14 protein-coding genes are annotated in these 11,907 nt (G+C 42.6%); 1 reads left to right on the top strand and 13 read right to left on the bottom strand.

Going from position 1 to position 11,907, the window contains the following annotated elements; translation table 11 throughout:
- Nucleotides 1–168: 168 nt before the first annotated feature.
- A complete protein-coding gene (locus M1E86_RS21480; protein WP_239979450.1) occupies nucleotides 169–834 on the bottom strand; it encodes a hypothetical protein in 666 nt (221 codons plus the stop codon).
- A 491-nt stretch (nucleotides 835–1,325) separates the two neighbouring features.
- On the opposite strand from M1E86_RS21480, the gene M1E86_RS21475 reads away from it, so the two are divergent.
- On the top strand, nucleotides 1,326–2,327 hold the full coding sequence (locus tag M1E86_RS21475; RefSeq protein ID WP_196053769.1) for a tyrosine-type recombinase/integrase: 1,002 nt from the start codon (nucleotides 1,326–1,328) through the stop codon (nucleotides 2,325–2,327).
- 3 nt (nucleotides 2,328–2,330) lie between these two features.
- Here M1E86_RS21475 and M1E86_RS21470 read toward each other — a convergent pair.
- From M1E86_RS21470 to M1E86_RS21415, 12 genes are all read right to left on the bottom strand, one after another.
- Nucleotides 2,331–3,499 (bottom strand): IS3 family transposase gene (locus tag M1E86_RS21470; protein ID WP_094963266.1). Its coding sequence is split into 2 segments (ribosomal slippage): nucleotides 2,331–3,250 and nucleotides 3,250–3,499, totalling 1,170 coding nucleotides; the frame shifts between segments, so codons are not numbered across the junction.
- Between the two features lie 42 nt (nucleotides 3,500–3,541).
- Complete coding sequence (locus M1E86_RS21465; protein WP_204162592.1) at nucleotides 3,542–4,870, bottom strand: NERD domain-containing protein kinase family protein; 1,329 nt, start codon at nucleotides 4,868–4,870, stop codon at nucleotides 3,542–3,544.
- A gap of 605 nt (nucleotides 4,871–5,475) precedes the next feature.
- Nucleotides 5,476–5,865 carry a hypothetical protein gene (locus M1E86_RS21460; RefSeq protein WP_042847106.1) on the bottom strand — a complete coding sequence of 130 codons (390 nt, stop codon included), beginning with the start codon at nucleotides 5,863–5,865 and terminating at the stop codon, nucleotides 5,476–5,478.
- 40 nt (nucleotides 5,866–5,905) lie between these two features.
- On the bottom strand, nucleotides 5,906–6,187 hold the full coding sequence (locus tag M1E86_RS21455) for a hypothetical protein (protein ID WP_042847108.1): 282 nt from the start codon (nucleotides 6,185–6,187) through the stop codon (nucleotides 5,906–5,908).
- Nucleotides 6,188–6,274: 87 nt separating this feature from the next.
- A complete protein-coding gene (locus tag M1E86_RS21450) occupies nucleotides 6,275–6,787 on the bottom strand; it encodes a GNAT family N-acetyltransferase (RefSeq protein WP_042847109.1) in 513 nt (170 codons plus the stop codon).
- Complete coding sequence (locus M1E86_RS21445) at nucleotides 6,784–7,071, bottom strand: DUF1778 domain-containing protein (protein ID WP_042847112.1); 288 nt, start codon at nucleotides 7,069–7,071, stop codon at nucleotides 6,784–6,786. Before M1E86_RS21445 ends, M1E86_RS21450 begins: the two co-directional genes overlap by 4 nt.
- A gap of 145 nt (nucleotides 7,072–7,216) precedes the next feature.
- Complete coding sequence (locus tag M1E86_RS21440) at nucleotides 7,217–8,503, bottom strand: sel1 repeat family protein (protein ID WP_042847114.1); 1,287 nt, start codon at nucleotides 8,501–8,503, stop codon at nucleotides 7,217–7,219.
- 95 nt (nucleotides 8,504–8,598) lie between these two features.
- On the bottom strand, nucleotides 8,599–9,513 hold the full coding sequence (locus M1E86_RS21435) for a tetratricopeptide repeat protein (RefSeq protein ID WP_042847118.1): 915 nt from the start codon (nucleotides 9,511–9,513) through the stop codon (nucleotides 8,599–8,601).
- 279 nt (nucleotides 9,514–9,792) lie between these two features.
- Complete coding sequence (locus M1E86_RS21430; RefSeq protein WP_052219367.1) at nucleotides 9,793–10,425, bottom strand: hypothetical protein; 633 nt, start codon at nucleotides 10,423–10,425, stop codon at nucleotides 9,793–9,795.
- A complete protein-coding gene (locus M1E86_RS21425) occupies nucleotides 10,422–10,982 on the bottom strand; it encodes a hypothetical protein (protein ID WP_052219368.1) in 561 nt (186 codons plus the stop codon). Before M1E86_RS21425 ends, M1E86_RS21430 begins: the two co-directional genes overlap by 4 nt.
- A gap of 59 nt (nucleotides 10,983–11,041) precedes the next feature.
- On the bottom strand, nucleotides 11,042–11,218 hold the full coding sequence (locus M1E86_RS21420) for a hypothetical protein (protein WP_162762197.1): 177 nt from the start codon (nucleotides 11,216–11,218) through the stop codon (nucleotides 11,042–11,044).
- A 106-nt stretch (nucleotides 11,219–11,324) separates the two neighbouring features.
- Nucleotides 11,325–11,813 (bottom strand): hypothetical protein, encoded by a 489-nt coding sequence (locus M1E86_RS21415; RefSeq protein ID WP_166268109.1) that lies wholly within the window; start codon nucleotides 11,811–11,813, stop codon nucleotides 11,325–11,327.
- Between the last annotated feature and the right edge of the window lie 94 nt (nucleotides 11,814–11,907).

Below are 11,907 nucleotides of genomic sequence, written 5' to 3'. Positions count from 1 at the left end.
TTGGTTGTTTACGTGTTTGTGCTTACTTCTGAATCCAGTTAAACACGGCGTGTACCGGTGACGAATAGCAAATGCGGAAAAAAATAGTCTTTTTTCGATTGTTTTTTTATCGATGGGAAATGGGCGTAAAAAAAGCCAGTATTGCTGGCCTTTGGTTGGAGAGTTCCGTTACTGTGAGTTGGCTTTCGCTTCCGTCATGATTTTGTTCATTGCAGCGGCAAGCTGCTCGCTTTCACCTTCGGTGTAATCCGGCCAAGGAACGAAAGGACGATTTGTTTTGTTCAGCAAAGAGAAACCTGTAGGGCACCGCCATTGCATTGGAGTCGTTTGACCTTCAGTGAAGTTAACCAACATCAGTTCTTGCTCGCAAGTGACATCTTTCACACCACCGATCTCAATCAGGCGGGTGCTCATTATCCCAAAATGTTCATCTGCAAACTTCAAGTGGTCATAGGCCGCAAATGTGCTGTAAAGGCCGACCCACAGAAGGATCTGGATATTAAGGATAGTGCCTATCTGTCCGAGAGTTTTTTCTTTCATGGCTTTGCGTAATAAAAGCGCGGCACCAAACAGCAAGTACAGGCCACCAGCCAGGAAAAGCCATACAGGTAAATTGGAGCCTGATTGGTCCACCTGTTCAGAGCCTGCATCCATCAATGATTTGATGAATGGAGCAAGGAGCAAGAAGAAAGCCGGAACATAGAATAGCCAAGTCAATTTTACTTGTCCGATAGCTGCTATACGTTTTTCCTTGTCAAGGCTCGCTTCTTCTAGCACAACTTTCATTGTTTTTGCGAAGGAAAATATCGCTGCGATCATAAATAGGACCGTCATTATTAAATACATTTACTCTCCAAAACTCAGGAATACATACTTTGAAGCAATGGTACAATGTTAATAATTAAAATAGTAATTAATTCAGTCGCAAATTGAGGGGCATTTTCAGGTAACGGTAAATGAACTGCCACCCTTCCCCGTGTGGTGTACGGTAATCCAGGCGCGGTAGATGCTGCTTTGCATCGTGTTGATTATAGTTTTTCGATGCAGTATTGAATTGGAAAAAATGCGCGAGCTCATGCGCTACCAGCGCCCGAAGATGGTCTAGTCGGTTAATGGAATAAAATGAGCCAATTTCCTTATCCTTGCAAACATGCGCGTACTCGTGAAAGTAGCATGCAAACATGCGCAGGCCGTATATTTCGACCAAATCCGTCTCGAAGATGAGTAACCAGTACTGAAAGGTTAGGTGCTAATATAGTACCTAACCTTTATTTTCAATGTGTTATGTGAATATTCGCGTGCTGATGGTAATTCAAGGGGCACCAATGGCACATGTACATTTCATGTATATTTCATGTAATTCTCGTGGTTATTATATTTGGCAAAAGTCATATGTAGGAAAGCTAATTCGATTTGACTTGAGAACTAGAGATCTACAAATCGCTCATAAACGTTCAAAAATTCTACTTAGTACTTTTCATCGATTAAAAAAAGAATGCACTGATTTTGATGAGATCAGAGCACATTTAATTAATGAACGAGATATGTTCATCGAAGAAGGGATTCATTTAGAGGCAAACTACATTTATTGGATTAATAGCGGGAATTTACCTAGTAGACAGCAGAATGATAGCCGCTTTCAAGCTAAAGGGCATAAAATTAGCCAAGTTGCTGATGAGTGGTACAACGAAATGAAATCTGAATGGAGGCCATTAACATTTAAAGGTAACAAGGCTGCGATTGATTATTTAATTAGCCTATATGGTGATAAAGATATTCAATCATTTAACAAACCAAAGGTAGCTAGTTTTAAAAAGGCTTTAAAGAATAAGTATAAGTCTGAATTCTCTAGCCAATCCATGTTTAAGAAAGTATCAGCTCTTTTTAGCTTTGCCGCTGATAAAAGGGATTATATTACTAAAAATCCTTTTAGTAATATGGGATATAAGAAGATTAAAAAAATTAACCCTAGAATCTCAGTATCCACTGAATCACACAAAAAAGTACTTGAACTTATAGAGCACAAATCTCATCTGTGGTGGCTTATACAGGTACTATATTACACAGGTATGAGAGTGACCGAATGTATACAGCTAACAGAGCAGGATTATGTATACATTGCGGATAAAGGACAAAAGATAGCTTGTATAAGTGTTAATGATAGGGATGGTAAGAGGATTAAAAATTCAAGTAGTATAAGAACTATACCAATTCATAAAAATTTACTTCAAAGCGGAATTATGGATGAGAAGCCTGTATTTCCATGGGCTGTTCATAATCCAGTATCTAATGCTGTAGCAAACCTATTTAAAAAAATAGATGTGTAGTGGTCAACTAAAATTGGCCACGGTTTTAGAGTTTTTCCGGTATTGGTTTTCTGATTCGTTTGGTGGTAATCCACCGTTATATTCATGCGGCCTGACTTCGCTGTAATACCCGACGATATAATCCGTTATTGCATGGGCTGCTTCACTGAAGCTGATGTAGCCGGTCACCGGCACCCACTCATTTTTCAGACTTCTGAAGAAGCGCTCCATCGGGCTGTTATCCCAGCAGTTACCACGCCTACTCATACTTTGTTTTATCCGGTATCGCCACAGTAACTGTCGGAACTGCCTGCTTGTATAGTGGCTACCCTGATCACTGTGGAACATGAGCCCGGATGGCTTATTTCGTATTTCCCATGCCATTTTCAGCGCTTTGGTTGTCAGTTTGCTGTCCGGAGAAAATGACATTGCCCAGCCCACGGGTTTCCTTGCGAACAGGTCGAGTACAACGGCCAGGTATGCCCAGCGTTTACCGGTCCAGATATACGTTACGTCGCCGCACCATACCTGATTGGGCTCTGTCACTGCGAACTGTCGCTCAAGGTGGTTCGGGATAGCAATGTGTTCATGACCGCCACGTTTATACCGGTGAACAGGCTGCTGACAGCTCACCAGCCCCATCTCCTTCATTAGCCGTCCGGCAAGCCATCGTCCCATCCGGAAGCCCCTGTGTGTTGCCATTACAGCGATACTTCTTGCACCTGCTGAGCCATGACTGAGGCCGTGCAGCTCCTGAACCTGACTACGTAATACGGCTCTCCTGCCGTCCGGATTGTCAGGCCGGTTTTCCCGGTATCTATAGCTGCTGCGGTGAACTCCGAACACGCAGCAAAGAGTGGCCACAGGATAATGCGCTCTGAGTTTCCCGATCACCGAGACCTGTTCAGGGAGTCTGACATCAAGAGCGCGGTAGCCTTTTTTAATATTTCGTTTTCCATTTCAATACGTTGAATTTTTTTCTTCAGCTCACGTATCTCAATTTGTTCCGGCGTGATAGGGGATGCTTTCGGTGTTTTGCCTGCCCGTTCGTCCCGTAATTGCTTTACCCACCGCGTCAAGGTGGAAAGCCCGATATTCATGGCTTTCGCGGCATCTGCAACTGTATAGTTCTGATCCACAACCAGCTGGGCTGATTCACGTCTGAATTCTGCACTGAAATTTCGTTTTTTCATTAAGGCACCTGTGTTGTTCTGAGGTGAGCATATCACCTCTGTTCAGGTGGCCAAATTTATTAAACCACTACATAGGTAAATACCATCCATTTTTATAGGAGGCTTACCAAATGCTATATAGTGGCATGCAGCAGTAGCTAAATATACATCTCGAGTAAAATGTGTGCCGTCTGAATCTTCGTATAACTCTTCAGGTGTAGCAATCTGATTGTGCTGAAGAATTTTACGAATATTAGAGACTGTTTTATTTTGCGGATCTGGATACGTTGCGGTCAGGAAATTAGACAATACTACCTTACTAGGGAGGGACACCCAGATACTGTGATTACCAATATCACGGTGAGCCACATCTATATCATGAAGATTCGCAAGACGACTAACAAGAGCTTGAATTAAGTTAATTCTATTTTCTTCAGTAAGTTTTAAACTATTCTTTCTAATAAATGTATCAAGACGCTCTTTTTTGTTTGGCCACTCATACAATTCAACAAAGTCAGAAGATAACTCACTAGGTAAATATTCTAATCGCAAATATGTATCCCTAAGATCTTCATCCTGACTTGCTATATAACCGAGTACATCACTTTCTCTGTGGGCAATTAGCGACCTCTGTTCAGGTGTTCTGGCATGCTCAATGATACAAGGAGAAGTAAAGTCCCAGCGCCGCATTAGTGCTTTATAATTATGATTATCAGAACGTTGACTCAGGTACTCTGCATAAAGTCCATCACGATGCCGGAATTGAGGTTTACCTTGAAGAACATAATTATTGATAGAAAAGTCTTTGGCTTTAAAATCAGCACTATTATTAGAGAAAATCCTATCCCACTGTTTCAGGTTCTTATTAGGCGCATCTTCCTTACGCTTAATCATCCACGACTTATCTTTGAAGTATTGTTTATAAATCTTATCATCACCAATTTTTGAAAATTCTTCTAACGAGAAAACGTACTCTTGTTCGTCAGGAGGAAGATCATCTTTGGTTGCGGTTCCACATAGAACCACACAAAAATCAACCCAAGGTATAAACTTATTGCCCAACCTTTCTTTTAATTTGGTTGAGAGTATCTTTGCAGATCTACGAGACTGATTAACTCCATGTTTTCGATGTTCTTCATTACCATTAGGAAACTGAACTACCCATTGACCGTCCTTCGAAAAAACTCTTCCTGACCACTTTTTAAACTCAACATTTATTATTCTATCGTGAGTGATAATAATTAAGTCACCTTCAAATTCTCCACTTTGTCTACCTCGCATTTCCAAGGATGAATAACCTTTCCAGTTTTGAGGTAGACTAGCTTCAAGTTTTTCATTAGCTTCTCGTTCATAACTGTTAATTCCTAAAGGGTCCAAGCATTTTATTTTCATTATTTTTATTCCTAACTAACCTAAAACATATTGGTTATTGACGTACATAAATCCTGATTTATGATTTTAATTTCTTTGTAAATATGTTATTTCTATTTTCGACCTACGCGTTCTGACTTTCTACAGCCATTGCATTCTCTTTACAAATAATATCAAATAACTATATTGCTGTTTTAATGCTCGGTTGTGACCGATTTCCATCATTTCATCAGGTTTTTATCTTTAAAGTTGTTCCAACGCACATTGCTTTCATTTTATCTAAACATTGACTGGGCACTGGTTTGTCCCATAGTTCAGCGTGTTCAGTATTTTTTAGCTCATTTTAATGTCAGATGAGTAAAAAGTAAGAACTACAAAAATGGGATTGCAATACCACCTGTTCAAAATTTCCCTAAATTTCATCTAGTTGATTGAGTACTTCCCTGTTAACATGGAGTTTCCCATCAATATGATCAGCCAACTAATTTACTTATATTGGATTCATTTTACTGAATAAGCGCTACTTTAGCATTTTGTTTTCCTAGTTATAGGACCATTATCCCGGCTTTTGACTGCTGGCAAAGAAAAGCCCGGACATTGCCGGGCTCAGTTCGCACTCGCTGATCTTACTTCTTGAACAAACGTGAGATTAACTTAATCCCGAATTTATCCAGGCCGTCAAGTTGCTTATTGATGACTTGTGACAGCGTATGGATTGACAACAGACTCATGCCAATGAACACACAGATGAACAGCAATGTGATGCATCCCGCCCCACCAGCAACGAGGTATCCCCAAAACGTTGTTGGGGCATCAATGATGGTCAGACAACCGGGCTCAGGTTGCCATTGCCAAGAAAACCCTCGGAGCGCATAAGGGAAAGCATCAAGCCCGTTCATAACGGTGGTGATCAGCCATCCCGTCCCGAAGAGCAATGCCACTCCAGAAGAGAACAGCAAGAACATAAAGGTAATGCCCGCCCCTCTGGGCAATTCGCGGCTTTGTTTAAAAGTCATTACGGCCTCTCGATTTTGACAGCAACACTCTGCTATTGGTTTATGGCTTAGCCTTTGTGTTGACTGCTTCGGAGAATTGCAGCCCAGCTCTTCTCAGCCAGAAGGCCACCGCCTTTTCAACGGCATCTTTGGCTGCGGCCATATCAGGGAAATGTCCCAGATCGCCTTTGAGGCCTGGCAGGCTGCAACGGGTAGCATAAGCCTCCTGCCCACGCGTATGCGTCGCATCGTAGTAAGCTGAACCGATCTTAAATTGACCCAAATAAAGTTGCTCGCCTTGGTTCCAACGGCTTTCGCTCGGTTTCCAGTTAAGAGTTGTCATTGCGGTGTCTCGATCGTGAAAAAGGTGCTTTCATTATGCGAGCAGTAAGGCGGGTGACGAAAAAAAAGCCCTGCATTCCGGGCTTGATCAGTTTGGATGAATACCCATTGCGAGTTGCAGATCGGCGAGTGTTATCATTAGCATCATAGGGTCAAGTGGTGAAGGGACGAAACCAATGTGTTCATAGAAGCGTTTAGCATCATCAGTTAGAGCGTGGACCACTATTCCTCGTATGCCCACCAGCCCAGAGGCCTGAATAACACGATGACAGGCATCTTTGACCAATCCCCTTCCAACTCCAAGCCCTTTAGCTCTTGTATCCACTGCCAGTCTACCGAGAAGGATGACTGGTATGTCAGAAGGCATATTGCGGCGGAATCGGCCAACAGCTTGATTGGTGCTCACAATCCCGGAAGACAAGGCATAATACCCCATCACTTGGTTATCAGAAGTGGTTACAAATGTTCGTGAAGCTCCTGAGTTTTGATTACTCATGGCCCGATTTTTTAGCCAGAGATCTAAAGCCTCTTCACCAGATGAAAAGCCTTCCAGCAAATGGCCTGTTTTGAGGGGTTCGGGTGCTGTCAGCTTCAATGTCATTTCTCCCAAGGGGATTTAGACATCAATGTTTTTCGTAATGCCTCATTGTTCCTTGGTGCGGCATCAAGCTGATTAATAAACTCCTGGTATACCTCGGGGCTGACGTTAATAACCCGCAGGTCCGCCAGTGTCTCTTCAGCAGCTCGTCGAGCGGCTTCCAGAACGAACTCAGTTCGATTTTTGCCTACCGCATTTGCGGCGCGGTCGATCAGGATTTTGTCTTCCGGTTTAATTCTCAGGTTCAGAGATGAGCGTGTTACCGCTACATCATTTTGAGTTGCCATATATGCCTCCCAATTAATTGCTTATTCTGCTAAGTATATAAGAGTGTAATGTCGTTGTCATTACAATTATAAATAGGCTACTGCACAAGAAACCTAGCAAAAACTAACAATTTACAGCGCTAGGTATCTAAGAGAGATGGAAGAGTTAATCTAAGTGTTTGTTAAAGATATGATTGAATAGATTTTTAACTAGATTGCACCTTAACTTGATTATATCGCTAAAGTCCTCCGTTTTTCTAAGAGGTATGGTGACATGATCAAAAATGTCACTAAAAAGCGATGCGTTAGGGGTCAGCTCCTCCCCTCCATTTCGATAGAACTCACTGTTGGGTGATATTTCATGGACATATTGCTGCGCTAATTCATTACCTATAGATGCACAATCGAGCTCATATCTTATCCAGCTAACAATATCACCTTCGCTTAAGCTATTAATTAAGAAGAAATAAAAGAAGTATAAAACAGTTCCGTCATGTAAGTGACTTGCTTCATTTAATACCAGAGGGTAGTTGGATAGGTCGGCAGACAGTTCCTTAGCTTTTACCAGTTCTTTTATGTGCCTCAGAGCCCCTTGATGTCCTTCATCTTGTGATTTTATGAACAATTGCATGGAATCTTCATAGCTATAATCACATCCATTTCCATTTTTATACATTAGTGCCAAATTGAATGTAGCTGAAGTATGTCCATATTTAGATGCAATCTTAAAATTATTAAAGGCCATTTTAAAATCAGCTATTTTTAGATATTCAACACCTTGTTCATATATTTTATTTGCTGATTCGTTATCGCTTTTAATGCAACTTGAAGACACAGAGTATTCAGTATTGGTTTTAGGGTAACAGTACACCTGTGCTTCAGGTTCACTATGTGTAGTTTGTTTGGTATGCCAAAATTTTTCCTTCAGCAAATCCCCTTCCCCTTGCTCGAAAGTATCTTCACTAATTAAATAACCAAAGGTTTGGTTGGCGTTAATCAGAAAATTTGTACTGTTTTTATTATATAATTTATATGTGTACTCATACTGAACTGAATATCCTTCCCACGAAAACACACCATTAATACGATTGCTGGAAAAGAATCGCATCAAAGATTGCCCAACAAATTCAAATCTATCTTGTAAGTTAGCTTGTAGAGTGAACATTATATAGGCGTCATTTTCATCAAAGCCAATAAAGACTTGCACTTCATCCTTTGTTGTTTCACCTAAGTATTTGTAGTTCACTACGCGACCTTTGAAAAGGCGGTCACCACCACGATCGACCTCAAAGAGGTTTTCTATTTCATGGTTTACATACAAAACATCGCCATTCTTAATTATAAAGAGGATATCCACTTCGGCATCGTTTAATCGCGCTCCGTTACTCAAAATTTTCTTATCTACCAGAGGTTTACGGTTTGGTCTGGAAAATATCTTATTGAAGAATCCCATTTTAAATTCCCTATTACTAGTGAGATGTTATAAACCTAATTAAACCTGTTAAATCATGCGCTTAAATACTCTTTTTTAATGGGGTAACTATATTGTTATTCCTCTAATCTATCGCAGGCCTTGTTACTTCCAAGCGAACATGACTTCTTAAATAGTTTGTTAGCTTTTGATTTATCCTTTTCAACTCCGTTACCTGTTAAATACAGCAAGCCGAGAAAGTAATTTGCATCTGCATTTCCTTGCGCTGCTGATTTCTCAAACCAGTATTTTGATTTTTTATAATCTTCTTTGACATACCCATTTGAGTCACCATACATAAATCCCAATTGCAATTGAGCATAGGCATTCCCTTGCTTGGCCGATAATTCAAACCATTTAAAAGCTTCCTCATAATTATGGCTGTTATAATAGTGTGAGCCAAGGCCATATTGAGCTTGGTCATTTCCTTGTTCAGCCTCCCTTTTAAGTATTTTTAATGGTTTATCATCCATTATTCCAACTGTACTTTTACCATTTTCAGTTTGATTATTTAACCTTGCCAGTACATCAGCAGCCTCTTTAACTCCTCTGCTCGAGGCTGACTGAAGGTATTTAATACCTAAGACTTCATTTTGCTTCACCCCCTCACCGACCATGTACATAGAGCCCAAAACTACGTCAGCTTGGCCAGAACCGTTCTCAGACGCTCTCTTTAGCCAATACAAAGCTTTTGAGTAGTCTCGTTTCCCGTCATAGCCCATATAGTAAAAAAATCCAGCCTGAGCTTGAGCTTCAGGGTTATTTTGTTCTGCTGATTTCATATACCATTTAATCGCCTCTTCGGGGTTTCTTTCGACTAGCCGCCCCTCTAGGTATACATTGCCTAAAGCTTGTTGAGAAAGAGCATCGCCATTGTTTGCCAGGGTTGTTAGTTTAGATATCAAGGATTGCTCACTTTTGACAGGCAAATTATTAGCAGTAGCACTGAGGCTTAATATCAATGTTAGCGATATAAAAAAAATCCGTTTCATATGTAAACCCTTTAATTGCTTATAAATACTTGGTGATTTTTGATAATTATACGTATCAACCTAAGATTGGCTGATCAAGCTGAAAAGTCTAAGAAATAGTATTTTTAATACCTTTAATTAAAGACAATAAAATAACGTATTTTTTCAGTATACATAAGGGGAATTTTGATATCCTCACGTACAGGTCATCAGCTGTTAATGATTAAAAAAAGCCCGACATAATGGGGTCACTTCATAAGCAGGACTTTCTGGGGGAAGTAGGAAAAAGAAGGAGAGGTGTTATTTTTGTACTTTGACCGCTTCAGCCTTCATGGCTGCATCAATTTGTTCTCGCAGCTTAGTGGCGTGATGATCATCCTCTTCATCGGTTATGGTTTGGGCTGTGAACATAGCCTCACTTCCATAGCGAAGCGGTTTTCTAACCGCAACATGATGCGCCACCAGCCAATTCATGCGCCGGGCATCGTCTGCTAACGTGTAACAGCTACTTACAGGCTGAGCAAGCAATGCGGTGCGGTAGGCGTTCCAGCCTTTGCACTCAGCAATAGCTTCGATAACCTCTCTATCTTGGCTGGTAGTGTCGAGATCTGAATAATCGACAGCATCTGGCACTGCTGGCGCTGGTGGAACGGCGACATTGCATAGAGCAGCACGTAGACCGACCTTGATTTCTTCTAGTTCGTCGTTGCCGATACTGCCATCAGTCAGGGCGTGATGAAAGTCGAGCGCCATCCGTTCTGTTACTTGAACTGCCTGAGCCTCTCGGCTCGCCCGCCCTTTCCACCCTTCCCACATGGCCGCAGCCATCATAAACCAGACGTTGCCACAGCTGTCTTTTTTGTTGTCGAAGAACCAATTCACAAAGTCCATCGACATGGCGTTATCTTTGGCAAACTGCTCACGTTCGGTCATGCTATCGTTTCCTCTGACTGCCCGGCCAAAGCCAGGTGCTGTTGCAGTGCAGCCCGAACGATGTCAAACATGCTATTCAGGCGGATAAAGACTGGGTTCGGCACCGTCGGCCACGGCAGGTACCACGGTTCAGTGCTGAAGTATGGCACCTCACTGATCACTGAAGAATAGGCACAGACTGTGCTTTTGATATCGTCAGATCCGTCGATTTCCTCCCAGCACACACGGGCTTGGTCTTTGGATAACTCCCCTTCCCGGCGCAGGCGCAGCACTTCACTGAACATGAAACGCATATTCGCCTCATTGTCATTGTCGATTTCGCTGCTCACGTTACCGGCCATGCAATTGACCAGGTAATCATTGCCGCAGTCACAGAAAAACTGCTCAACGGAGCGGTCGCTCATTGCGAACCAGGAGCCTGTCCACGCCTTGCCCTCACACGTTATCGTGATTCGGCCACGCCCAGGCCCGTAGTTTTCAGTCACCACGCGGATCGGGTCAAAGTCCCGAAGCTCGCTGATCTCAAGGCTCATCACCTTGGTTTCAGTTACTTTCATCGTCATTACCTTTTGTATAAGTTGACTTTCATCAGCGCGCGGGTGGCTTAAGCCAACATCTACTGATCGGTTAGTTTTACCAGCAAATTCCACATCACAACTTCTTCATCAGTGGCCGGACAGCACCCACCGCCAGACTTCCATTGTTTGACCCAAATACCCGAACGGTCTTCAATGAAAAAATCCAGATCCTGGAGAATTGGATTTTCCGCTGGCTTCTCTTTTGCAATTGGCATGATTAACAACCCCAATAATTTTCAGAAAGATAGAACACGGTACTTTAACGCTTGAATTTTTGAGTCTAACACCGGGTTCACCTTCCGGGAATTACTGACATTGCTTTTAACTCTGCTTGATTTCAGTAGGCAGATCCGCCTCAGGTGAAGCACACATCGCCGCAGCATACTGACGGGTAGCGACATCAATGTCGTCTTCAGTCTTTTTCGCTGACTTCGGCCCGTTGTCTGGGTGGCGAAGGTGTTCACGGTAGATCGCAGGCCACTGCACTGCGAGCATCGCCCGCAGCTGTTCGTCGGTCGGTTTTTTCGGTACCAGCATAAACCCGACAGGAATATGCAGCGCTGGTGGAGCGGCAAACACCGGCACCGGGTTTGTAATGCGATCGGCACGGTCAACCGGATAAATGAAGCCTTTGCCGTTTTCGGCATAACCCAATGGAGGCGCTTCCTTCAGTTCGGCCAGCTCTTCCAAAGCATCAGCATTATCCCGCAGCCGTTTCGTTTGCTCGGAATAGCCCATGTCTTCCCAGCGCAACGCCTCCAGACGAAATGCCGCAGCGCGCGTTTTTAACTGCTCTACTGTCATTGCCATTACGATTTCCTGTTTTGCTACGTCAATTAGAGGGTATGTGGCTTTTCAAACAGCTCACGGAACTGGTATGAACCATCGGTATGAATAGCCCGCA

It is taken from the genome of Providencia sp. PROV200 (assembly GCF_049901995.1).
Classification (GTDB): domain Bacteria; phylum Pseudomonadota; class Gammaproteobacteria; order Enterobacterales; family Enterobacteriaceae; genus Providencia; species Providencia rettgeri_E.
This window is presented reverse-complemented; position numbering and strand designations above follow the sequence as displayed.

Bases quoted from the DNA above. Each gene is read 5' to 3' on its own strand.
- M1E86_RS21480 (WP_239979450.1), bottom strand. From the start codon at position 834: ATGACGGTCCTATTTATGATCGCAGCGATATTTTCCTTCGCAAAAACA.
- M1E86_RS21475 (WP_196053769.1), top strand. From the start codon at position 1,326: ATGGCACATGTACATTTCATGTATATTTCATGTAATTCTCGTGGTTAT.
- M1E86_RS21465 (WP_204162592.1), bottom strand. From the start codon at position 4,870: ATGAAAATAAAATGCTTGGACCCTTTAGGAATTAACAGTTATGAACGA.
- M1E86_RS21460 (WP_042847106.1), bottom strand. From the start codon at position 5,865: ATGACTTTTAAACAAAGCCGCGAATTGCCCAGAGGGGCGGGCATTACC.
- M1E86_RS21455 (WP_042847108.1), bottom strand. From the start codon at position 6,187: ATGACAACTCTTAACTGGAAACCGAGCGAAAGCCGTTGGAACCAAGGC.
- M1E86_RS21450 (WP_042847109.1), bottom strand. From the start codon at position 6,787: ATGACATTGAAGCTGACAGCACCCGAACCCCTCAAAACAGGCCATTTG.
- M1E86_RS21445 (WP_042847112.1), bottom strand. From the start codon at position 7,071: ATGGCAACTCAAAATGATGTAGCGGTAACACGCTCATCTCTGAACCTG.
- M1E86_RS21440 (WP_042847114.1), bottom strand. From the start codon at position 8,503: ATGGGATTCTTCAATAAGATATTTTCCAGACCAAACCGTAAACCTCTG.
- M1E86_RS21435 (WP_042847118.1), bottom strand. From the start codon at position 9,513: ATGAAACGGATTTTTTTTATATCGCTAACATTGATATTAAGCCTCAGT.
- M1E86_RS21430 (WP_052219367.1), bottom strand. From the start codon at position 10,425: ATGACCGAACGTGAGCAGTTTGCCAAAGATAACGCCATGTCGATGGAC.
- M1E86_RS21425 (WP_052219368.1), bottom strand. From the start codon at position 10,982: ATGAAAGTAACTGAAACCAAGGTGATGAGCCTTGAGATCAGCGAGCTT.
- M1E86_RS21420 (WP_162762197.1), bottom strand. From the start codon at position 11,218: ATGCCAATTGCAAAAGAGAAGCCAGCGGAAAATCCAATTCTCCAGGAT.
- M1E86_RS21415 (WP_166268109.1), bottom strand. From the start codon at position 11,813: ATGGCAATGACAGTAGAGCAGTTAAAAACGCGCGCTGCGGCATTTCGT.